Below are 23274 nucleotides of genomic sequence, written 5' to 3'. Positions count from 1 at the left end.
CCTGACATCATAGCAAGAGGAGCTGAGAAAATGCAGTCTTTTTTTCTTGTTATTTTTGTGTACAATGTTTGTGCTGATTTGAATTAGCTAGACACTTTCATAGCCGGTTTTTCTTTTATGCCGCTTGAGCGCTTTTTCATATCCTGTAAAATCTCTAAATATCTCTTTTCAGTCAACTCATATTTTGCGAGTGGGACAAGTGATAACAAGCAGAGAATACCTGGAATCATCGTAAAGATTAAAGCGATCCAAATGAGCGTGCTGTGTGACTGAATTTGATTTGGCACATATCCTACTGCTGAAAGAATATACCCCCCTACTGCTCCGCCCACTGCTGAAGCAACCTTCGTTTTGAAGATATTCGTAGAGAACACCATTCCTTCCGCTCGGTTTCCGGTTTTCCATTCGCCATATTCTACACAGTCAGCAAGCATAGATGTTTGAGCAATGTTGCTAACTCCACCGCCGAAAGAAGCTAAAAAGCTTAAAACCATCACCGGCATAACGTGAAAACCAGTTACAAACATTGTAAGAGTAGCTACAGCATTTAGGGCAATTCCCCATATTGCTGCACGTTTCTTTCCAAATTTATTTGAAATAAAAGGAGACGCGATCGCTCCTAAAATTTGTGCTGTAAAAAATAAGGTTAAATAAAGAGACGCGATATTCTCTGCATTTAAATTGTATTTAAAATAGTAAATAGAAAAAGTAGTTCGAATCGTTAAAATCGTTTCAACTAAAAGCATCGAGAAAATCAGGTAGCGCAGCGGTTTATTTTGAATAAATAAGTTCCAAACTGCTTTTGGCGTCTGCTTTTCCTGTCTTTTTACGGTATAGGTTTCTTTTACTCCTGAAAATGTAATAATCATTGTAATCATTAAGATACACGCATAAATAAGACTAAGCATAAACCAATTTCCAAAATAATGAGCTAGTGGAAGAGTTAATAAACTAGCAAATAAAGAGCCTACTGCTGCAATGGTTCTAGGAAAAGCCACTACTTTATTTCGTTCTTTTACATCTTGTGTAATCGTTGCCGAAAGCGACCAATAGGGAATATCCATGATGGCAAAACTTGTTCCCCACGCGATATAGGTGATATAAGCATAAATTAATTTTCCTGTATGAGAAAGATCAGGACTAATAAAACACGCGACTGTAGCAACGGCTGCAAAAAATCCGCCTATTAAAAGATAAGGCCTAAACTTACCAAATCTCGTTTCTGTATTGTCAACAATCATTCCGATAATAATGTCTGCAATTCCATCCCATATCCTAGCAATAAGAAATAAAGTTCCTACAGCTGCGGCATTTAATCCTACACTATCCGTATAAAAAATCATTAAATATGTACTTGTTAACGCATAAATAATATTGTTTCCAAAACTCCCCATTCCGTATGATAATACGGTTTTTAGAGAAACTTTTGACTGTACCCCCATGCTCATATAACTTAACTCCCTTCTCCTATAAAACGCTTTTATATCATTGGTGACTAGAATCTCATTGCTTTATGAGATTCTAGCCTTCTATTACGGCTGCATATTTTCCACAACTCGACTTTCGTAAGGCTGCAGAACAATATCTTTAAATACTTTTACTTCTTGCGTATGATTCATGAGGAAGTAATAACTCTTCTCTCCAAGCTTACGAGGATATACTTCAATTCCATCTTCACTTTCCGTATGCTCAATATGCTGTTGTTTTACAATATCAAGCGCAATTTTTTCAAAAATCTGCTCCTCAATTCCACATCCAACATAATAAACCGTTCCGCGACCAAACTGATTTTTCGTTACAGCCGCTTGACTATAAAATGGATCATCATACTCATACAGCACTTCAGCTGTTACTGGCGTGATAATATCTCTCCACACGGAAGCACTTGCTTGTTCTCCTTCATACTGTCCTTTTCCTTTAATAGCTGCTTTTTGAGTAGAAGACAGTGCTTCCACTTCATGAATTTCAATTCCTGTTATTTCTTTTACATATCCCGGCAGCGTCTGTTTAAAATGAATGTTATTTTGTTTGTTTTTAATGCCGGTTCTAAAAGTAAAAACGATGACGCCTCCGTTTTCAGTAAATTCAGTAAATTTTCTACCTAGTTCTTCATCAATGATTTGCAAAGCCGGAACAACCAGTACTTTATAGCTTGAAAAATCTCTCGCAGCAGGAATAACATCAATAGGTGTATTCAACTTATAAAACGGTGTATATCCTCTAAGAAGCTCTTGCGTAAAGTCAAACCCTTCACTTTGCTGCTGAAAGCGCCATGACCATATATTTTCATAGTCATACAAAACGGCAACATTGGATTTAATATCAGACTCAAGTACATGTTCGTAAGTAACGATTTCACTAAATAACGACTGAACTTCTTTGTAGCGTCTTCCATAGTGATTATCGTGACCTACAACTCCATAGCAGTATTGCTCAGCTCCTCTTGTCATTCCGCGCCAACGGAAATACAGCATATTCGTACATCCATGAGCAAACGCTTGATAAGACCACATTTTTGCCTGATTAGGTCGCGGAAGATAACCGATGACATCATGACCTTGAGCACCCATTAATTCCTCTACAATCCAGAAGTTTTTATGTAACAAGCCTCTATTAAAATCATGTCCCAGTGCAATATGAGCCGGGGTGATCGGCTCAGTTTGACCGCCCCATACCGGATAATTGTCATAGGATACAAAGTCCATTACTTCGAGGTTTTCTTCGTGATCGAACCATTTATCAAAAAAGCCTCCTGATACGTTCGTTGTCAACAGCTGATGATCACCTTTATATTTCTTCACAATCGCTGTTTGTTCGTGAGCATATCTGTTTAATGAAAAAGAGCGAAAGCGCGCCCAGTCTAGCTTTAACGAAGGGCTGTGTGTTGTAATTGTTTTTACAGGCATAGGCACTTCGGTAAAGTCGTTATATGTTTGTCCCCAGAAAATAGTGCCATACTTTTCATTTAGCTCATTAATATCTTTATATTTTCTTTCCAAAAACTGCTGAAACTCTTTATGGCATTGTTCACAGTAACACATGTCACTGCCTTCATGGCCAAATTCATTGTCAACCTGCCATGCTACGATTGCTTCTTCTAAGCAGTAGTGCTTTACTAGTTGTTCTGTAATCTGAGCGCTATACTGCCGGTAAATAGGAGAATTAAAACAATATTGACGTCTTCCTCCAAATGCCCTGACCGCCCCATTTTCATCTTTTGATAAAATAGAAGGATATTGCTTCGCAAGCCAAGCCGGAAAAGTGGCAGTAGGCGTACCAAACATAACATCAATATTCTGGTTTTTAAGCTTTTTGATAACGCTATCAAAAAAGGAAAAGTCATATTCACCTTCTTTAGGCTCCATTAGATGCCAAGCAAACTCTCCTATTCTCACCATGTTTGATCCTAGCTCTTTAATGCCTTGGATATCTTCTTCTATCATATTCTCTGGCCAATGTTCAGGGTAATAATCGACACCGATGTACATTTTTCTCTACTCCTATCTATTTCTTTATTTCATTAAATGAACGTTTTGCTGCTACTTGTTAAGGTCTACTCGGAAACGATGATCAAAAGCAAAAAAATCACATTTATTTTCTTCATAAATAAATCTCTATTCAACTTTCAAGATACATACTTTCTAATCTTTTAAAACGCTTACAAGTTTATTTTATGAACTTTATTCAAAATATTCAATGGTAAAATTTTAGAGAAAAACATCCTTTTTTTGCTCTTCATTAAAAAAGATAATAAAACGCTTACAAAGACAAATGTTTTTATAATTCTTTTATATAACTTCCCCTACACTTCCCATATCGACATTTAGGTAATAAATTGCTAAGAAAATAATCGTTAAAAGTCATTTCTTTTACACATGTTATCTATTAATTAATACGAGTCATTTGAATCATCTATAAAATAGCAGAAATTACAGAGCAGTTTTTTACCATTATTAACACACAAACATATCATTTATTGATTCCCGTGCAAGACTTCGCTTTCCAGGGGAAGCGCTGAGCCTTCTCGTCGCTTCCCCTCCGACGGGGTCTTGCCCTCCAATAAGCAGCTAGAAGCTACTACCACATTAAACCTACGTTTGTCATTACAACGAAAAAAAGCCGCACAATTAATCTCAATTAATTGTGCGGCTTTTTCTTCTACTAAAATATTTTTGTCCCATCTCTTACTTGAAGCCAATTATGAACACACCTTCTAACGGTTTGTATTCATGCAGCTTCCATTTATACAAAACTCTTCAAACACAGGATTCTTTACATTCTCCATTAATAATGGTGTTGCAACATGCTGGAAATTAGAATGACGAATCGTTAGGTTTGTGACGGGAGAACGTTCATAGGCTCGAATCCATAAGCCGTATTTCCCTCCATTACTTTGCAAATTTTCTATGTTGATATTACGAACGACGGGCGTAAAATTCCCTGTGTCTCCTTCTTCATAGTACATGTCTATTTGAATCACTTCACTGCCAACGCTTTTGACCGTATTGTTGCTAAAGTCGATATCTTCAATCGTTCCGCCGCGAACTGAATTTGTTTTAATACGCAGCGCCCGGTCTAGATTGGGACTGTCCATAACATTGTGCTGAGCAAATACGTTCCGGACGCTTCCTGATATTTCGCTGCCGATCACAACGCCTCCGTGGCCATCTTTCATTTCGTTTCCTTCAATAATAATATTTTCACTTGGTACCTTGATTCTTCTTCCATCTGCATTACGCCCCGACTTAATCGCAATACAATCATCTCCATTGTCAAAATAAGAATCTTTAATAAGCACATTTTTACTCGATTCAGGGTCTACTCCATCATTATTAGGACCGTGACCTATAATTTTTACATCATCAATTAAAATGTTCTCGCTTAAGACGGGGTTGATTTGCCACATTGGCGAATTTAAAATGGTTACACCTTTTATCATGATATTTTTGCTGTGATAAGGCTGAATAAAACTAGGTCTCAAATAGTGCCCTTTACCAAATACGCGCTCTTTAACAGGAACTTTCTCTTCTGCCATTTTAAACAGCAAATCGCGATCTTGCTGTTGATTCGGCTCGCCTTCTTTCCATCCAAACTCCTTTTTTCCTTTCCAGGGCCACCAATGTTCGTTATCACCCTGTCCATCTAACGTACCTTCTCCTGTAATCGCAATATTTTTTTCGTTATAGGCATAGATAAGCGGTGAATAATTATATAGCTCCACGCCTTCCCATCTTGTTAAAACAGCAGGCAAGTATTTTTCAGGATTTTGACTAAACTTAATCGTAGCTTTTTTCATTACATGAAGATTTACATTGCTTTTTAAATAAATCGCACCGGTAACATAAGTTCCTGGCGGAACAACAACGCGCCCTCCTCCTGCTTTGTTAGCCGCTTCGATTGCTTTTTTAAAAGCAGCCGTTCAATTAGACTTTCCATCTCCTGCTGCTCCGTACCGCTTAACATTAAACGTACGGTTTGGAAATGAAGGAGGCTGAATTTGTTCTTTAACTGCTGTTATTTTTTCACTTGCTGAAAGAGCTTCCCCTTGGGCAGAAAACGGTAAAACAAGAATAAGAGTCATCACAAACAAAGAAAGCACATATTTTTTCACTAGCTTTTCTCCTTTCGTTTAACAATCTAGTAACCGACTTATTTATAAAGTAACGCCTGTTTTAAAAATGGCCATTTCTCTAAAATCATTTTTTTCATTATTTACAAGCTTTCCGCTAGAAACTCCAATCATGTACTCAATAAAGTTTTCTAACGTAGCTTCTTCCGTGTCGCCTTCAACCAGCACTCCTCCATTAAAATCAATCCAGTGCGGCTTTTTGTTATAAAGAGCGGTGTTTGTGGAAATTTTCATAGTGGGCACAAACGTTCCAAACGGCGTTCCTCTTCCTGTTGTAAAAAGTACAATATGACACCCTGAAGCGGCTAAAGCAGTTGAGGCAACTAAATCATTTCCAGGAGCACTTAGTAAATTTAAACCGTTAATTTGTAAGCTGTCTCCGTACTTTAACACGTCTACGACTGGGGCCGTGCCTGCTTTTTGAGTGCAACCAAGTGATTTATCTTCTAATGTTGTAATGCCGCCTGCTTTATTACCGGGAGAAGGATTTTCATACACCGGCTGTTTATGATTGAGAAAGTACGTTTTAAAATCATTAACAAGATCAACAATTTTATCAAATGTTTGTTCATCAACGGCTCTTTCCATGAGCAAGGTCTCTGCTCCAAACATTTCAGGCACTTCCGTTAAAACCGTTGTGCCTCCTTGAGCAATGAGCCAGTCGGAGAATTTGCCGAGCAGCGGATTTGCTGTAATACCTGATAATCCATCTGATCCACCGCATTTAAGACCTACTTTGAGCCTTGAAATATCAACGTCTTCTCTTTTATCGTCTTTAGCAGCATCATAAATTTCTTTTAGTAAGGCGACTCCTGCCTCAACTTCATCCTCGACGTCTTGAGATTGTAAAAACTTCACTCTGCTCTCATCAATTGTACCTAGCACTTGTTTAAATTCTGTTAAGCTATTATTCTCACATCCGAGCCCTAATACTAATACTCCTCCAGCGTTTGGATGCTGTACCATTCTCGTAAGCATGGTTCTTGTATTACGGTGATCATCACCGAGCTGAGAACATCCGTAATTGTGTTTTAGAACGGTTACATGCTCAAAAGGCGAGATATCCCCTATTTCTTTTTGAAACTGTTTAATCATTTGTTCGGCTATACCGTTGACGCACCCTACCGTTGGAACAATCCAAAGCTCATTTCTAATTCCAACATCTCCGTTTTTGCGGCGATATCCTTTAAACGTTAGCGATTGTTTTTTTTGTTTAGGAACTGCTAACTTTTGATGAAACTTATATTCATTAACGTCGTTTAAATTTGTTGTTGCGTTATGCGTATGCACCCATTCACCAGGTGAAATAGAGTGAGTCGCATGCCCGATTGAAAAACCATATTTTATAATGTTGCCGCCCGCTGAAATTGGCGTAAGAGCTATTTTATGTCCCCGTTTCACTTCTTCTTTTAGAGAAATTTCTTTTCCATCAACCATAAGGTTCTCTTGTGCTAAAAAATCTCGTAAAGCTACTGCTACATTATCTTCCTGATGAATACGAATTACTTCTTTCATATGCTTCACCTCTTACTGTTTAGTTGCGGTTACATAGAGAATTTCTTTCATTGCCTGTTTCATTCCGAAAGTTTCAATGGCTAAGACTCCATTCGTTACGGCTTCTGTTAAGCTAGTAATCATATTTAAATCCTCTCCCCAATGCTCTTTATATCCCAGCACTTCTTTTACAATGTAAGAAATGCTTTTTTCAGTACCGTCATACGTATTCCAAAGAGATTCATACATTTCTAGAACTGCAGGGTCATCTGATAGTTCAATTTTTTCTCCTTCTCTTTTCCCTTTATAAAAAGAAATGAGGGCACTGAGAGAAAATGTAAGCAAAGCAGGCAGCGCTCCTTGCTTTTCAACGTACTCTTTAAGAGTTGGGATGTTTCGCGTTTTAAACTTTGTCATGCTGTTCAAAGAGATGCTCATTAATTCGTGGTGGATAAACGGATTTTGAAAGCGTTCTAATGCAGATTTAGCAAATGACAAAGACTCTTCTTCCGAAACTGGTAAACTAGGAATAATTTCTTCATATAGACACTTTCGAATAAACGTTCCGATTACTTCATCTTCGACTGCTTCTCTGACCGTATTTAGTTCCGCTAAATACGCAACAGGCATCATAGCAGTATGAATACCGTTTAAAATTCTGACTTTCTGCAGCGCATACGGTGCAATGTCGTTCACAAATTTCACATGTAAACCAGCTTCTTCCGCGGGAAACTCCTCTTTCACCCACTCTGGTCCCTCAATAACCCATAAGTAAAATGGCTCTGCAATCACAAAAAACTCATCTTCATAACTCAGTTCATTGAGCGTATTTTCATCATTTGGATAACCTGGCACAATTCGATCAACAAGTGTGCAGCAAAAAGCGTTTGCTTCGTGTATCCACTCGGTAAACTTCTTTTCTAAATTCCATTTGTCGGCATAGCGTAATACCATTTTCTTTAACAAATCCCCGTTTCGCTCCACTAATTCACAAGGAAGGATAATAAGCCCCTTTGTGGGGTCTCCTTGAAAAGCTTTAAACCGCTTATATAGAAATGCCGTGACTTTACCTGGAAAACTCTTTTGCGGTGCATGTTCTAAGCGGTCTTCTTCTAAAAATGCGATGCCTGCTTCTGTTGTATTAGAAATAAGAAATCTTAGCTCTTCTTTCTCCGCTAATTGCATATACGCCTCATAATCTTCATATGGATTTAGACCGCGGCTAATAGATTCAATTACTTCGTGTTCTTTGACTGCTTTACCGTCTTGAATTCCTTGAAGAGAAACCGTAAACAAACCGTCTTGCTTATTCAATTTACCTGCATTTCCCGTGATTCTTGGATTGACAGCTACTATACTGCTTTTAAATGCAGTGCGTTTGTTCATTTGATGAATTTGCCAATCAGCAAACCCTCTTAGAAATACGCCTTCTCCAAACTGCAGAACTTTTTCTGGGTATATACGTGTGTCAGCTTGCATTTGACGGTTTAACTTCATGTTAGCATCTCCTTCTTTGCACACATTAACATTGTTGTTTTTATAGATTTTTATATTATTTTAATCATAAAAATGTTAACGTTAACATTTTTGGGCCGGTTATACTAAATAACCGGCTACATAGATGAGCGTGACTTTACAGACTGGCGAACCATTAATTCGGTATTAATTAAAACTTTATTTTGCAGCATATTTTTGTCATCTTTGTTCATTAATGATAAAACTGCTTCTGCTCCGGTCATGCTGATTTTCTCGATTGGTCTTTTGACGGTCGTTAGTGAAGGAGTGGTGTATTTGGCTAATTCAATATCATCAAATCCAATAATTGAGATATCATTGGGTACGTTTAGCCCAGACTCGAATGCGGCATTCATTGCACCGATTGCCATATCATCATTTGAACAAAAAACAGCAGTAGGCGGTTGCTTCAACCTTAACAGTGCTTTCATTCCTTCATATCCGCTTTGCATATCGTAATTCCCTTGAATCATATACTCTTGGCGAATAGATACATTGTGATCAATTAACGAGTTAAAAAATCCTTCTTTCCGCTGCTGAGTTGATTTAAAGCCTTCTATTCCTTCTATGATCGCAATATGTCTGTGACCTAATTCAATCAAATACTCGCCGGCTTTGTAGGCTCCTTCTTTGTCATTTGACAAAATATTAATAATCGATGAATCGTCAACTTGGCGGTTGAGCACAATCAACGGGATGCCTTTTTCTACTACGTTGTATATAAAGGTGTTATCACGATCGCTTTGACTCATTAAAATAATCGCATCAAAACGTTTATTATTGATGTACGTATAATCATCATAATCGTCAATGCCTCTTACAAATAAATTATACTGAACATCAATCACTTTACTTACCCCTCTAATACTATCCACTAAAAAACTTGGTGACGTACCGTTTGCCATGCTCGTAAAAAACAATCCAATTGTATGAGATTTTTGTAGAACTAAATTTTTCGCATGATAATCAGGAATATAGTTAAGCGTATTTGCAATATCTAAAATTTTCTTTTTTGTTTTTTCTTTAATAAGCGGACTATTGTTTAATGCACGTGAAACCGTTGTATGTGATACGTTTGCTAGTTTTGCAATATCCTTAATTGTAACACCCATTTCATTTACCTTCCTTTAATGAATCAGTATTGATTTTTATTATAAGGATATCACAACTTAGTAGGAATAATAAGCAAATGGTAAATGTTATGACAGTTTTGACTAAGACCTAGCATGAATATCTTGGACAATCTCCGCGTGTTTCTTATCCGTTAGCTTATACATAAAACCAATAATCACTGCAGCAATGGATAAAGCAATAGCAGGATATAGTAACAGCAAACTTTTAATCCCCACTAATGTACCTGCCTTTTGTGCCACGTTTGGGATATACCCAACTAACCCTAAACCAATACCTGATAAGAAGCCGGATAGCGACTGAGCGAGCTTTCGAGAAAAGTTGAACAGTGAATACGTTGTGCCTTCTTTTCTTTCGCCTGTTTTCCATTCACCGTAATCAATAATATCTGATACAAATGCCCATGTAATCCCGTTAGGAATGCTGATACCTATAAAAGCAATACTTGCTAAAATCGTAAAAATTACGACGTTAGAAGGCATAAAGAAATTTACTGTGTCCGCTGCAATACTGATGCCTAAGCCAATCATTGCCGCTTGCTTTTTTCCAAATCGGCTAACAAGCTTTGGCAGCATAATGACTCCTAGAAAGGATGAACCAATAATAATAAAGTTCATGTAAGCCATCAATTTAACATTTCCTAAATTATATTGTGCAAAGTAAATAAGCATAGCTGATTTAATATTGTAAGCTGAAATGGTAAATACCGTCATAAACACTAAAATTAAAAGAGGTTTGTTACTTACAAACGTTTTAAAAATAGACTTGACTGATAATTTTTCTTTTGGACTCTCTTTTACGACAATGCGTTCTTTGCAATTGCGATAACATACATAAAAAGCGATGATTCCAATGACCGACATAATTCCCATGACAACGGGATAACCGATTTTTTCATTTGGAAATAACAGAATGAGCGGTACAACAGCAATGCTGGTTACAAACAGTGCACCTAATGATCCTGTTTGACGAAAAGCAGCAAGAGACGTGCGATCAGAAGTATTTTGAGTCATGGATGCGCCTAGCGATCCGTATGGAATATTGACAAATGAATAGCCAATTCCCCAAATCATATAAGAAGCGTACGCATAAATTAATTTACCCGCCGGTGAAAGGTTTGGAGAAATAAAAGTAAGTACGGTTAAAATGGCCAACACCATACTTCCGAATAGTAAATACGGCCGGAATTTCCCTTTAGCACCTATGTTTTTTCGGTAATCAATGGACGAACCAACAATTGGGTCGCAAACTGCCGCAAATAACTTACTTACTAGAAAAATTCCTCCCGCAGCCGCGGCAGGGATGCCTGCCACATCTGTAAAGAACTTCAACAAATACAATTGCCCTAAATCAAACATGAAACCGTTACCAAAATCACCCATACCATAAGATATTTTTTCTTTTACACTAAGATTTTTCTCTTCTACTTTTATTTCAACCTTTCTTTCTGTTGCCACAACACTCATGGTAATCCCCCTTCTCCCCTTGCAATTCTTTAAACTGTTTTGCGTCTTTAATTTTGCAGCGTGTAGGCTGGGAAGCTAAAGTAGTCTTTAGCATTTTCATAACATATTCCTTTTACAATTTGCTCAAGCAACTGTTGGTCATTAGGTACTTCCCCTTCTTCTACCCACGTACCGATTAAGCTGCATACTAGTCTTCTGAAATATTCATGTCTTGTATATGAAAGAAAACTTCGGGAATCTGTTAACATACCGATAAAACGACTAAATAACCCAATATTTGATAACGCTTTCATTTGTTCTAACATACCTTCTCTTTGATCATTAAACCACCAAGCCGTGCCGAGCTGCAGTTTGCCGGGAACACCGTCTCCTTGAAAGCTGCCAATTATACTTGCTAATACATAATTATCTTTTGGATTTAATGAATATAAAATCGTCTTTGGCAAACTATTTTGTACTTCCATTTGATCAAGAAGTTTCACGAGAGGCTCTGCCACTTGTCCGTCATACATCGAGTCATACCCTGTATCCGGCCCTAACTGGCGAAACATTTTTGTGTTATTGTTTCTAAGAGCATGAAGGTGAAATTGCATTGCCCAACCTAGCTCATTATACAGCTTCCCCAAAAAGATTAACGTATATGACTTGTATTTACTTTCTTCCTCAGTACTTACGCCTTCACCTTTTAAGGCTTTTAAGAAAATCTCCGAAACTTCTTCTTTTGAAGTCTTCATATATACCATTTTATTTAGTGCGTGATCAGATAAACGCCCTCCCATGGAATGAAAAAAACGAGCTCGACTTTCAAGAGCTTTTAACAAATCATCATAGGTGTGAATGGAATGATGTGAACAATATTGCAGCTTTGCAATCCAGCTCTTAAACCCTTCTTGATTGATTTCAAGCCCTTTATCCGGACGAAAGCTTGGAAGTACTTGGGTCCCAAACTCTTGGACATCTCTTAGTTTCATATGATGCTCTAATGAATCTGTTGGATCATCCGTTGTACAAATAACTTTTACGTTAGAACGTGTAATAAAATCTCTTGCACCAAACTTACCGCTGCGTAATTTCTCGTTTGCTTTTTCCCAAATAAACGGTGCCGTATGTTCATTTAATATTTCATCAATATCAAAAAAACGCTTTAACTCTAGATGCGTCCAATGATATAGCGGATTCCCAATTGTCATCGGAACTGTTTTAGCCCACGCGAGAAATTTTTCATAGTCACTCGCTGACCCTGTTATCTTTTCTTCTTCAATTCCGTTGGCTCTCATCAGTCTCCATTTATAGTGATCTCCATCTAGCCAAACGTTAGTTAACGTTTTAAACTGTTTATTCTCATAAATTTCCTGTGGATTTAAGTGACAGTGATAATCAATAATCGGCATATCTTTTGCGTAAGTATTATACAAGTGTGCTGCTGTTTCATTTGTTAATAAAAAATTGTCATCCATAAACTTTTTCATTCCCATTCACTCCTTCACTTTTTTGTTAACGTTAACAAAATTACATAAATTGATTAATATTCTTATTTATAGATAACTATATTAATAAGATATAATCTTCAATGCCAAAAATGTTAACGTTAACATTTTATTTAATTCTATTACTTATTTCTAAATTTTACAACAATTTATCTTTATATTTTTCAATTTTTTTCTCTCTTTATTTTCATATACTGATTCTTCATTTTTAAAAAACAGGATTTATGACATGTTTCTAAAAGAATTAAAACAAGTTTTTTTGCATAGAGCTTATACAGGGTTAATAAGGCGAACGGCTGTCTTTAATGCTATAATTAACTTCGTATGCAAAATATCACTACTAGCATTTAAATCATACATAGCCGCTGCACCTTATTTTCGTATCATTTAAAATAAAGGAATTTTAAAGAGAAAAGTGAATAGTATAAACATGCACTTTATTTACTATCTCTTTTTAATTTTCATATATTCATTGCTTCTAAAGGAGAGGATATCATGCCAGGAGCCACAAGCATGGTCGTAATCGGGATTACTGCCTTAATTGTATTTGGACCGAGTAAATTGCCGGACATAGGACGAGCATTTGGCCATTCCCTGCGAGAATTTAAAAATGCGGCGGAAGGAATTATACAGGATGACGACAAACAAACTCCAGAGAATACCGCTGAAGATAAAGAGGAAAAATCCTAATTTTTATGTAAATAAAAGTTATACACACTAAAAAGCCCACTTTTAACGTGCAGTGGGTTTCTTTTTTGATGTATGATAGTAAAAAATAGTAAAGAAAGAGGGTAACTTTTTGTTTAAATCGAAACTGCATTTTTGGACATTAGAACTATTAATGATTGCTTTACTGATTTACATTTGTAAACATATTTCGTTTGTTTTTCTACCAATCGGTGTGTTTATCTCCACTTTGTTTTTCCCTATTCTTGTAGCTGGTTTTCTTTTCTTTTTATTCGAACCAATTGTGTCATTTCTCACAAGAAAAAAAGTGCCAAAAACACTGGCCATTTTACTATTATACGTTGTTTTTATCGGCGTAATTGCTTCTATTGTGGGCGGTGTGGGACCTACTTTATCTAAACAATTAACTGATTTGGCTAAGAATATTCCGTCTTACATTGTAGAAACAAGAGAGTACATAAATGACTTATCTAACTCAAGATGGTTTAACTGGCTCGTTGAACAAAAATATGTGTCGCTCGATCATATTGAAGAGTCACTTTTAAACTATGCATCTACTTTACCTACGAATCTCACAAACAGTATTTCATCTGTTTTAAGCGTCGTAACAAATATTACGCTTACAGTTGTAACCGTTCCTTTCATTCTTTTTTACATGCTGAAAGACAGCCATAAACTTCGTAAAAATACGCTGCGTATGGTTCCTGCTTCTTATCGAAAAGAAACTTTACGTACAATGAAAGAAACAACAAATACGCTAGCTACTTATATTCAAGGCCAAATGCTCGTTTGTTTGTTTGTCGGTATTAGTACATTCATTGGTTACCTCATCATCGGGTTGCCTTATGCATTGATACTTGCACTAATAGGAGCCCTTACTAATATTATCCCGTACGTCGGCCCTTTTATTGGCGTAGCACCCGCTTTAATCGTAGGTTTATTATACTCTCCTACAAAAGCGATATTAGTAATTATCGTCGTCGTAATCGTTCAACAGCTCGATGGGAACATTATTTCTCCGCTGGTAATTGGAAAGAAATTAAACACTCATCCTTTAACGATTATTATTTTATTGCTGGTTGCGGGTAATATTGCAGGAATACTCGGAATGATCTTAGCGATTCCGGCTTATGCTGTAACAAAAACAATTGTGATAAATATTGTAAGAATGATTCAATTCAGAAACAAATCTATCAAGTTGTAAAATGCAAAGGCAATACAATAAAGAAGCTGGTACAAAAGTATTTTAGTTGAAATTAAATCCGAACTATTAATCTGATTAATGGTTCGGATTTTTTGTTGTTATATTGAACGTAGTTTTCGTGCAGCTGCTTCTAGCTGTGGATTGGAGGGCAAGGCGAAGACTCCTGCGGGAAAAGCGGAAGGGATGAGACCCCGCAGGAACGCAAGCGACGAGGAGGCTCATCGGCTGCCCCCAGAAAGCGAAGTTTTGCACGGAAATCAACAGCGGTGTCACAAGCGGTTCAGCTCCTTTATCCCATTTGTTCGTCTTTAGATTGGGGTAATTTCGTTATGTCCTAATGTCTTTTATCTTCCCATGGGTTCAGCACTGACACACCATCAGATGATTTCCATCCGGATCTTTAAATGTAAACCAATGATTGTGTTGAATTCCTGTCGTTAGCTCTACTTTTTTCTTTTTCATATATTCATAAGCTTCTTTGATATCGTTTGTATTCAAATGAAAAGCTGGCGTTTTAAAAAGCGTATTTTTTGAATAAGTTTTGCTATCTAATACAATTCCTGTTCCATTCATAGGTATCACATATAAATGATCATATAAAATGTCTCCACCTGCTATCAAACCTAGTATGTCACAATACCAATCTCGTGCTTTTTTTATATTCTTTACAGGAATAAAAACGGTGCCTACTTCATTTAATATAGGGTTCATTTATGACCTCCGGTATGTGTTTAGTAGTTTTACAAAGTATTCTCTTTTAATCGCTGATATCCTTTTATTTTGAGATACTTTCTATCAGTCCACTAAACTCGGTAGCAGAATTAGTAGTCTTGCGGACACGGTTATACTCCATACATAAGCTACACGGCAAATGTATATACTTCATGACCAAATGTAGATTACTAAAAAAGAAAATGAGAAAATCTCCCCCTTCCCCTGCTTTGCACGTGTATAATGAAAAATAGACTATAGATAGTAGCCGTCTTTTGTTTGTAGCATGGAACTTTAGTGCATTACAATAGATTTAAAGCCACTATCCAGCTAAGAATTAAAATGACTAACTTAAGGTTAAGGAGGTTAGATGTGTATGGATTATTCATCTTTACTCATACGCGAAGTCATTGATAGAGTATCTAAATTACGCCTCTTATCTGTTTATAATGAAAGTATAAAAGGTGATTTAGAAAGCACCATCCTCCCTCTTTATCAGCAGCACTTTGAAAATAAAGATGTAAACGAAGCGTTGAGAATTTTAAAAAAAGACTTTCTCAATCGTACGAAACGCAGATGGTTAGATGCTGCTATACGGGACTATGAGCAAAAAAAGCCTAAGAAGAATAAAGAGCTGATTGGAGAATACAAAGCGCTAACAGCTTATTATAAAACGAACGGAAAAGAACTCTTTTGCAAACAGTTTGAAAACGTATCGTCTCCGGAAGAAGTCATTAATAAACGAATTGATATTCTACGTGAATGGAGTCAAGAAGATAGCTTCTTCTTAACGGATTATCCCTATATTCACCAAAAAACCAAAACGCAGCGAGAAAAAGCGATCCACACGGATATATCTATTATTATTGGACTGACTATATTGGACCCAAGCTTCCAAAACGGAAATCATAGTATTATTGAAAGCCCTTTTTCAACTGTAGAGAATCCTTTTTTCTCTAACTCAAGAGCAAAGCTTCTCGTCGAGCAACCCCTATTAGAGAAAGAAGGAAAAGAATATTTCTTAAGTACTTATAACTCTGAAGACGGGACAGATTACGAATTGTTAATAGAAAAAGAATACGCTGAAGAAAATGGAAATAAAATTAGTGATTTAGATCGGTTTGATTATAAAGTGTTTTTAGAGATCATGAGCCAACGCGACGAATTGTTCGCTACACAGAAAATCATTAACGTAAAAATTGGTGACCTTGTGAAAGCACTTTATAAAACAGATAGTAAGCGCAACTATCAGATGATAGAAGAAAGAATTACGAAAATGAAACACTACAGCATGACAAAAGTACAGCATAATAAGAAAATTGCCTATGGTATTTTTGACTTTGTGGATATTACTACGATGCCGAACGGAACGCGAATTGCTGAAATTCACGTCAATGAAGTGATATATAGAGACTATATTCAACGCCAAACGGTGCGCATTTACAAAAATAAAGTAGAAAAGTTAAGTTTAGACGCCGCTTATCATTTGCTATTCGTTATGCAAAAAGAGCGCCTCATTTGCTATGAAACAAAATCTTCATACAATGTCACAAGAGATTATTTATATTTTTCGACAAGAGTCCGCTTTCGAAAAAGACGAAAAAAAGAAAACCTTGTCGAAATTGAAACAGCCTTAGATGAGCTAGTCGAACAAAAACTAGCTGTCCAATCTTATAAAAGAGTAGGCCAAGTGTTTCAGATTACCTTTATTCCTGTGGGAGAAAGTGAAGTAAAAGACTTATTAGCTGGTGATTACGAATATGCTCCCCTTTCTATTTATCAAAACGTAACAAGTTCTATAGGCTAAAAAAGAATGCTCTTATAATCTTTATAAGGGCATTCTTTTTATCTATCTACTATTAATCACTGCATTTTTTGCTCCACATTTCCGTGCAAAAGTGTTTTTTTGCTCCAATTCTCCATGTAAACATATTATTTCCCCTGCTAATATAGCTATTAAACTTCACTTTCCTCATCATTTTGTGAACTTTTTGTGTCTGAAAAAAGTATTATAATTGTTTTTTGCTCCAGATTCCCGTGCAAATGTGTCGTTTTTCTTCCTATACTGCATTTACTATAAGTTTGGCTCCAATCTTCCGTGCAAATATGCCACTTTTACATAAATTTTCTTGTGACAGCGACTTTCCCTCTTCGTTTTCTCCAATTTTTGCTCCACACCTCCGTGCAAAAGTGTTTTTTGCTCCAGATTCCCGTGTAAACATGCCACTTTCTTAAAAAAACACTATTTTTGCTGCAAATGTTTGTTTATCCCCTCTAAAAATGTGAACTTTTTGTGTCTCAAAAAGGGCATTTTTCTTTTTTTTGTCCCTATTTTCCGTGCAAATGTGTCACTTTGCCACTCGAATTTTTATTTTTATCATTTTTGCTCCTATTCTCCGTGCGAATATGTCATTTTTACATCAAAAATTTTTTTGAATTTGTCGCATTTTGTGTATTTCATCCGTCATAATACGACATTTGTTTTCAGAATGCTGTTTTATCAACGTTTATGAAATATAACGCTATTTTTGCTCCACATCTCCGTGCAAATATGTCACCTTTTAAATAGATGTCTCGTCCCTTGGTATCACTAGTCTTGTAAAAAAATGCACCAATTTTCCGTGTAAATATGTCATTTTACAGCCTATATGACTGTGTCTATACTGTAAAAGACGACGTATATAGTTTTAGAAAGGAGGTAACTACATGAGTATACAAAAGCTGTCACTAAAACGGCACACCCTTGTAGCAAATAAACTGCTGATTGTTATGAGCGGCTTGAATAGAAACACTAAACGAGACAATAGCTATTACTATGAAAAACATTCATTTGGTCTTGCAAAAAACTTTGTAGACATAAAGTGGACGGGTTCTCTGATGAAGCAAATTTTAGCTTACGTAGCCAAATGTAACAGCCAAGGGCATATTTCAATTATTTCTGAGCAAGAACTGGCTAATACAATCCAATGTTCCGTTCGGACCGTCCAAAATAATAATAAGCTTTTAGAAGACTATGACATCATTCGCTGGGATCGTTTATGGGGAGACTATATTCAAGTTTCTTTAAACAACTATTTAGAGGATTTTTTAGATTTACATATAAAAGAAGCTGCTGATGTTCAAAACATATCATATAATCCTGAAATGCTTGATGAAGATCACAGTACATATACTTCAAAAGGTGGTTATACTTCTGTTTCGATGGAAGTGATTTATCAATTGCTGGCTATTAAAAATATCAACATGCTGCGTCTGGCTTTACGTGCGTTGTATGTATACGAATCTGATGTAAACGTAAAGAAAGATTCAGAAGCACTTTTATCTTACACCGAGGTAAAACACATTCTTCCAAAATACATTGGCTATAAAGCTGCTATTAAAGAAATGGCTAGTAAATTGAGTACAATTTTCCGTATCGATGTACTAGAAAAAGATGATTGTGTCAAAACATTATTAGAAGAAAAGCAGCCAAGAAAATCAATTATTGAAAAAATCAAGGATGGTTTTATTTTAAGCTTTAATTTAACTGGTGCTCATGATAGTAAAAAACAAAAAGAAATCGAAAAAATCCGTGGAGAGCATGCATTTGCTCAGTTTAAGAATTTCTTTAAATCTTTTGGCCATTATTCAATTAAAAAGGAAGATATTCATTCCATTGTACATGAGTTTGGTATAGATATAATCGAAAAATCATTAACGTCCGTTCAGCGTTACTTACAACAAACTTACATAGAAGAAAGGATGGATACATTTCGCCCTCTTGTGCATGAAATGGAGTCCAATTTCTTTACGTATATACGAAAAATTGCCAACGGGTATTATCAGGCAAAAATTAACGCTCTATAATACTCTTTTTTGTTATGCCTTTTTTTACTCATTTCTACTCTATTTTCCTCATATTCTTCTTTTCTCTTTAACTTACTAAAACATATTTGCCTATCAACTCTAATGAACCTTTTTAAATGATAATGATTTTCGTTTTCATGAAAAAAATCAACTAAATGAACAAAAAATACAATAAATAAACGTTATTTTTCAAACTACTGCGTAAAAAATATAGCTAGTATAAAAAAAGCCTATATTTTTTCGTGAAAATTCTTGTAGCAAACTGCAATTTTTTTGATTGCTTAATTCCCTTTAATCTCAGTCAGCAGAAGGCTTTTACCAATATAAGTTTTAACAATGTTTTTAATTTCTTTAATTTCTTTTTAATCTCTTATAAATGTATAGTAATGTCTCTAAAATAAAGGGCATCAAATAAATAGCAGGTATATATATGAAATGATGAAGCTAATCTATGAGATATAATCATGAGTTGATTTAATTCAGCTGATAAAAAAAGCTGTTTTATACGTCAAATTTCTCACGTATAAAACAGCTCAGCCTGTTATTCACATATTTTCACGAAGCCCTATTCACTACGTTCAATTACTAGTTAGCTGGACTTCTTTCTTTTCTTCATTTTCTTCATTTTCTTCTATTCCCACTTCTTCTATATTCACAAAAGGTTGATCAGCAACGGTCACAAGCTCGCCGCCGCAAACATGGCGAACAACGGTTACTAGCTCTGGAAAAGCGGGAAATTTGCCGTATAACGTTTTTAAAGGAAGTGCGCCTTTACATATCTTACTGTTATGTGGTTCATACCCTTTGAGCGTATCAAGCAATAATTGTTCTCCGCTTTCAGTCAATTTGATGTAGGTGTTTCTTTTATCATTTTCTCTTTTGGACAAATGCAGATACCCTTGATTTTCTAATTTTTTCGAAAAATTAAATGCTGTAGAGATATGCATAGCTCCTAAATTAGCTAACTCTGACATAGAGATTTCTCCCGTGTTACTAGCTAAACATAAAATATGATGCTCATTTACATTCAGACCATAAGGTTTCACCCATTGCTCCCAGTCATCTTCCGCAGCTCTCCAGATGGCTTTACTTACCTGCATTAATTTTAATCCAAACAATGATGCGTCTTTTATTGTGTATTCACTTTCTTGTTTCGACATACTATCATTCCTTATTTGTAGGCTGTTTTAAGTTAGTTTATTTTTAAAACGCGAAAAAACATTTTTATTTCATCTAATTTATCAGTATACCTACAAAATCAGACGAAAAAATACACGTACAGTTTAATTTATCAGCTTTATTCCACAAAACCTCTGCAATTTTGAAGAAGTGTCTACCAACTAAAAAGAGGTGCTTACTTTATTTTTATTAAAAAAAGTAATACGTGTCTTTTTAATTACTAATAGATGATGCGGATTCTAAGTGAGCAAATGCTTGTTCTAAGTCTGCAATTAAATCTTCCGTATCTTCAATTCCTACAGATATGCGAACCAGTCCTTCAGATATTCCAAGGGCTTTACGTTCTTCAAGCGTACATTCTACGTGACTAGTCGTTCTTGCTGGTCCATAAATCGTTTCAACCGCTCCTAAATTGCCGGCTTTATTTGCATACGTTAACTTTGGCAGCAAAATTTTAATAGCTTCCATTTCTCCTTTTAAAACAAAGCTTAATATTCCGCCAAAGCCTTTCATTTGTTTTTTGGCAATATGATGATGAGGGTGTGTTTCCAATCCAGGATAATAGACGGCTTCAACAGCTTCTTTCTTTTGAAGAAATTTAGCAATTTCCAAAGCACTTCGTTCTTGTTGACGTATACGTAATTTTAACGTTTTCATTCCTCTTAAAATAAGATACGCTGACATGGGATCCATGGTCGCGCCATTGATCTCACGGTAGTGATACACATGCTGCATTAATTCTTTAGAGCCGCATACTACCCCTCCTAAGGCATCCGCATGTCCGCTTAAAAATTTTGTTGCGCTGTGAATGACAAAATCTACCCCTAATTGAAGAGGGTTTTGATTAATGGGTGTCGCAAATGTATTATCAATAATGACGACTGCCCCTACCGATTTTCCTGCTTTCGCTGTTCTTTCAATATCAATAATTTTCATCGTAGGATTTGTAGGCGACTCTAAATATAGCACTTTACATCCTTTATTTACTTCCGCTTCAATTTCTTCATGATTTCCCGTATTGCATAAGGTTACATCAACTCCGATGTTAGGAAGGAACTCAGTGAAGATTTTATTTGTTCCTCCATATGTATCTTTTACCGATACGACGCGGTCTCCCGGTTTTAAAAAAGTGTATAATGTGCTGCTAATAGCCGCCATTCCGGAGGAAAATGCGACCGCTTCTTCTGCTTCTTCAAGTATCCTTACTTTTTCTTCAAAAGCTTTAACCGTAGGATTACTCATGCGATTATACGTATAGCCTGGTTTGTTTCCTAACGCAACTTCTTGCCATTCGTCTACATCATCATAATTATAAGCTACGCTGAAGACGACAGGAACTTGAGTGGCATTGTAAGCAAGCGATTCTTTTTCTCCTGCCCATACCGCTTTTGTTCCGTCTTGTACATTTCTAAACTGTTTGTCTGTCATTCACTCATCACCTCTGGTTTTATTAATTAGATAATGATTAGATTATATATTGTATACAATATACTGTATATAGTACAGAATAATCTGATAATAAAATATACGTACATTCCTCATTAAATTTAAAATAGATCAAGACATAACGAAATCAATCCAATCCAAGGACGAACGAATTGAATAAATGATCTGGAGTGCTTGTGACACCGCTGTTGATTTCCGTACATGACTTCGCTTTCCGCGGGCGGCGGGTGGACCTTGCCCTTCAATCAACCGTTAGAAGCACTTACATACATGAAGCCTACGTTTCCCATACCAATGAAAAAATCCGAACGAAGTTGATTCTCCATGAAGAATCAAACTCGTTCGGATCTTCCTTCAACTAAACTACTTTTGTCCCCGTCTCTTATTTATTATTCAGCTTTCACCAAAATTTTCACCTGTTCTCTTTCTTTTAACAATGTCTCAAAACCTTCTTCAATCACATTCTCTAGCTTGATACGTTTTGTCACCAGTTTATCAGCAGAAAAATATCCTTTTGCCATTAAACTAATAACCGCTGGAAATACATCGCGGTAGCCAATAATACCTGTTACTGTACGCTCCTGTAAAACGATTGTTTGGGGATGAATGGACGCTTCTTTTTCAAATATACTAACAATCATTGTCTCTCCGCCACTTTTGGTAGAGTTAATGGCTTGAGTTAAAACTAAGGGAACACCTGTAACTTCGTATGAAACATCTGCACCTCCGCCTGTGCGCTTATGTACTTCTGCTACGGGATCGTATTCTTGCGGGTTAATGACAATCGCCCCAAGTTCTTCTGCTTTCTGTCTACGCTGTTCCGATAGTTCAATGGCATAAATTTCAGATGCACCCGATGCCTTTAACGCTTCAATGACTAACAAACCGATTGGCCCCGTCCCAAATACAGCGGCTTTATCCCCTACCTTTAGTTTGCTTTGGCGCACAGCATGAAGAGCCACAGCTGAAGGCTCTACCAGAGCTCCTTGCTCGTAAGACACCGTTTCCGGTATTTTATGAATCATTTCTACCGGTATGGAGGCATACTCAGAAAAACCTCCGCCTCCTCCTGCAAGACCATAAAACCCCATTTTATTACAAAGATTATACTTTCCTTGTTTACAGCCTTCACACTCTCCGCATGCATAGATAGGTTCTACTACTACTCTGTCTCCGACTTTTACATTCGTAATACCTTCTCCGATTTCTACAACTTGTCCAGAAAATTCATGCCCCAGCACAACCGGCGCTTTATCTTTGCTTAATGGATGGGATTCTTCTGTAGGAATAAAAATTGGTCCTGCCGTGTACTCATGCAAATCACTTCCGCAAATTCCACACCATTCTACTTTAATTTTCACTTTCCCTTGAGAGACGGTAGGTTCTGCAATATGTTCTAACCTTACATCTTTAACGCCATGCCATCTTAATGCTTTCATTCTACTCAGCTCCTATCCTTATTTAAAAGTTTAAAACAGC

At 36.4% G+C, this 23274-nt stretch carries 17 protein-coding genes and 1 pseudogene; 4 read left to right on the top strand and 14 right to left on the bottom strand.

All coding sequences use genetic code 11. The features are described 5' to 3' along the window. Positions 1 to 83 precede the first annotated feature (83 nt). The 9 genes and pseudogenes from LIS78_RS09980 to uxaC form a co-directional block, all read right to left on the bottom strand. Positions 84 to 1448, bottom strand: a complete 1365-nt coding sequence (locus tag LIS78_RS09980) for a glycoside-pentoside-hexuronide (GPH):cation symporter (RefSeq protein ID WP_209151517.1) — start codon at positions 1446 to 1448, stop codon at positions 84 to 86. Between the two features lie 84 nt (positions 1449 to 1532). Then, a complete protein-coding gene (locus tag LIS78_RS09975) occupies positions 1533 to 3488 on the bottom strand; it encodes a beta-galactosidase (protein ID WP_252285077.1) in 1956 nt (651 codons plus the stop codon). 485 nt (positions 3489 to 3973) lie between these two features. Continuing rightward, positions 3974 to 4198: a hypothetical protein gene (locus LIS78_RS09970; protein WP_209151515.1), complete on the bottom strand. Its 225-nt coding sequence runs from the start codon at positions 4196 to 4198 to the stop codon at positions 3974 to 3976. Between the two features lie 15 nt (positions 4199 to 4213). Beyond that, positions 4214 to 5581: pseudogene (locus tag LIS78_RS09965) on the bottom strand (glycoside hydrolase family 28 protein). Positions 5582 to 5653: 72 nt separating this feature from the next. Beyond that, a complete protein-coding gene (locus tag LIS78_RS09960; RefSeq protein ID WP_252285076.1) occupies positions 5654 to 7144 on the bottom strand; it encodes a UxaA family hydrolase in 1491 nt (496 codons plus the stop codon). 12 nt (positions 7145 to 7156) lie between these two features. Beyond that, positions 7157 to 8620, bottom strand: coding sequence for a tagaturonate reductase (locus LIS78_RS09955; RefSeq protein ID WP_195780381.1), 1464 nt, complete (start codon positions 8618 to 8620; stop codon positions 7157 to 7159). Positions 8621 to 8736: 116 nt separating this feature from the next. Next, positions 8737 to 9750, bottom strand: coding sequence for a LacI family DNA-binding transcriptional regulator (locus LIS78_RS09950; RefSeq protein ID WP_195780382.1), 1014 nt, complete (start codon positions 9748 to 9750; stop codon positions 8737 to 8739). 102 nt (positions 9751 to 9852) lie between these two features. Continuing rightward, on the bottom strand, positions 9853 to 11235 hold the full coding sequence (locus tag LIS78_RS09945; protein ID WP_116075945.1) for a glycoside-pentoside-hexuronide (GPH):cation symporter: 1383 nt from the start codon (positions 11233 to 11235) through the stop codon (positions 9853 to 9855). A gap of 47 nt (positions 11236 to 11282) precedes the next feature. Continuing rightward, positions 11283 to 12704: a glucuronate isomerase gene (gene uxaC, locus LIS78_RS09940; RefSeq protein ID WP_252285075.1), complete on the bottom strand. Its 1422-nt coding sequence runs from the start codon at positions 12702 to 12704 to the stop codon at positions 11283 to 11285. 513 nt (positions 12705 to 13217) lie between these two features. Here uxaC and LIS78_RS09935 point away from each other — a divergent pair. Further along, positions 13218 to 13412: a twin-arginine translocase TatA/TatE family subunit gene (locus LIS78_RS09935; RefSeq protein ID WP_252285074.1), complete on the top strand. Its 195-nt coding sequence runs from the start codon at positions 13218 to 13220 to the stop codon at positions 13410 to 13412. 109 nt (positions 13413 to 13521) lie between these two features. Beyond that, positions 13522 to 14613 (top strand): AI-2E family transporter, encoded by a 1092-nt coding sequence (locus LIS78_RS09930; RefSeq protein ID WP_025751972.1) that lies wholly within the window; start codon positions 13522 to 13524, stop codon positions 14611 to 14613. Between the two features lie 360 nt (positions 14614 to 14973). Here LIS78_RS09930 and LIS78_RS09920 read toward each other — a convergent pair whose 3' ends face one another. Continuing rightward, positions 14974 to 15324: a VOC family protein gene (locus LIS78_RS09920; protein WP_252285073.1), complete on the bottom strand. Its 351-nt coding sequence runs from the start codon at positions 15322 to 15324 to the stop codon at positions 14974 to 14976. Positions 15325 to 15700: 376 nt separating this feature from the next. Here LIS78_RS09920 and LIS78_RS09915 point away from each other — a divergent pair, with 376 nt between their 5' ends. Together LIS78_RS09915 and LIS78_RS09910 are read left to right on the top strand one after the other, a co-directional pair. Beyond that, positions 15701 to 17131 (top strand): hypothetical protein, encoded by a 1431-nt coding sequence (locus LIS78_RS09915; RefSeq protein ID WP_252285072.1) that lies wholly within the window; start codon positions 15701 to 15703, stop codon positions 17129 to 17131. Positions 17132 to 18030: 899 nt separating this feature from the next. Then, on the top strand, positions 18031 to 19170 hold the full coding sequence (locus LIS78_RS09910) for a hypothetical protein (RefSeq protein ID WP_195780385.1): 1140 nt from the start codon (positions 18031 to 18033) through the stop codon (positions 19168 to 19170). Between the two features lie 578 nt (positions 19171 to 19748). Here the strand turns inward: LIS78_RS09910 and LIS78_RS09905 are convergent. The 4 genes from LIS78_RS09905 to LIS78_RS09890 form a co-directional block, all read right to left on the bottom strand. Further along, positions 19749 to 20330, bottom strand: coding sequence for an HTH-type transcriptional regulator Hpr (locus tag LIS78_RS09905; protein WP_252285071.1), 582 nt, complete (start codon positions 20328 to 20330; stop codon positions 19749 to 19751). A 232-nt stretch (positions 20331 to 20562) separates the two neighbouring features. Continuing rightward, on the bottom strand, positions 20563 to 21777 hold the full coding sequence (locus LIS78_RS09900; protein WP_252285070.1) for a cystathionine gamma-synthase family protein: 1215 nt from the start codon (positions 21775 to 21777) through the stop codon (positions 20563 to 20565). Between the two features lie 129 nt (positions 21778 to 21906). Next, the gene (locus LIS78_RS09895; protein WP_195780388.1) at positions 21907 to 22044 is read right to left on the bottom strand and encodes a hypothetical protein; all 138 of its coding nucleotides are present in this window, start codon (positions 22042 to 22044) and stop codon (positions 21907 to 21909) included. Between the two features lie 140 nt (positions 22045 to 22184). Further along, positions 22185 to 23234, bottom strand: a complete 1050-nt coding sequence (locus LIS78_RS09890; RefSeq protein WP_252285069.1) for a 2,3-butanediol dehydrogenase — start codon at positions 23232 to 23234, stop codon at positions 22185 to 22187. Positions 23235 to 23274: the final 40 nt, after the last annotated feature.

Origin of the sequence: Priestia megaterium, assembly GCF_023824195.1 — a bacterium.
GTDB classification, from domain to species: Bacteria; Bacillota; Bacilli; order Bacillales; family Bacillaceae_H; genus Priestia; species Priestia megaterium_D.
This window is presented reverse-complemented; position numbering and strand designations above follow the sequence as displayed.

What these genes read in the sequence shown, in the direction of transcription:
- LIS78_RS09950 (WP_195780382.1), bottom strand. Translation starts at nt 9,750, where the DNA reads ATGGGTGTTACAATTAAGGATATTGCAAAACTAGCAAACGTATCACAT.
- LIS78_RS09935 (WP_252285074.1), top strand. Translation starts at nt 13,218, where the DNA reads ATGCCAGGAGCCACAAGCATGGTCGTAATCGGGATTACTGCCTTAATT.
- LIS78_RS09905 (WP_252285071.1), bottom strand. Translation starts at nt 20,330, where the DNA reads ATGTCGAAACAAGAAAGTGAATACACAATAAAAGACGCATCATTGTTT.
- uxaC (WP_252285075.1), bottom strand. Translation starts at nt 12,704, where the DNA reads ATGAAAAAGTTTATGGATGACAATTTTTTATTAACAAATGAAACAGCA.
- LIS78_RS09915 (WP_252285072.1), top strand. Translation starts at nt 15,701, where the DNA reads ATGGATTATTCATCTTTACTCATACGCGAAGTCATTGATAGAGTATCT.
- LIS78_RS09960 (WP_252285076.1), bottom strand. Translation starts at nt 7,144, where the DNA reads ATGAAAGAAGTAATTCGTATTCATCAGGAAGATAATGTAGCAGTAGCT.
- LIS78_RS09900 (WP_252285070.1), bottom strand. Translation starts at nt 21,777, where the DNA reads ATGACAGACAAACAGTTTAGAAATGTACAAGACGGAACAAAAGCGGTA.
- LIS78_RS09980 (WP_209151517.1), bottom strand. Translation starts at nt 1,448, where the DNA reads ATGAGCATGGGGGTACAGTCAAAAGTTTCTCTAAAAACCGTATTATCA.
- LIS78_RS09945 (WP_116075945.1), bottom strand. Translation starts at nt 11,235, where the DNA reads ATGAGTGTTGTGGCAACAGAAAGAAAGGTTGAAATAAAAGTAGAAGAG.
- LIS78_RS09910 (WP_195780385.1), top strand. Translation starts at nt 18,031, where the DNA reads ATGAGTATACAAAAGCTGTCACTAAAACGGCACACCCTTGTAGCAAAT.
- LIS78_RS09955 (WP_195780381.1), bottom strand. Translation starts at nt 8,620, where the DNA reads ATGAAGTTAAACCGTCAAATGCAAGCTGACACACGTATATACCCAGAA.
- LIS78_RS09975 (WP_252285077.1), bottom strand. Translation starts at nt 3,488, where the DNA reads ATGTACATCGGTGTCGATTATTACCCTGAACATTGGCCAGAGAATATG.
- LIS78_RS09890 (WP_252285069.1), bottom strand. Translation starts at nt 23,234, where the DNA reads ATGAAAGCATTAAGATGGCATGGCGTTAAAGATGTAAGGTTAGAACAT.
- LIS78_RS09920 (WP_252285073.1), bottom strand. Translation starts at nt 15,324, where the DNA reads ATGAACCCTATATTAAATGAAGTAGGCACCGTTTTTATTCCTGTAAAG.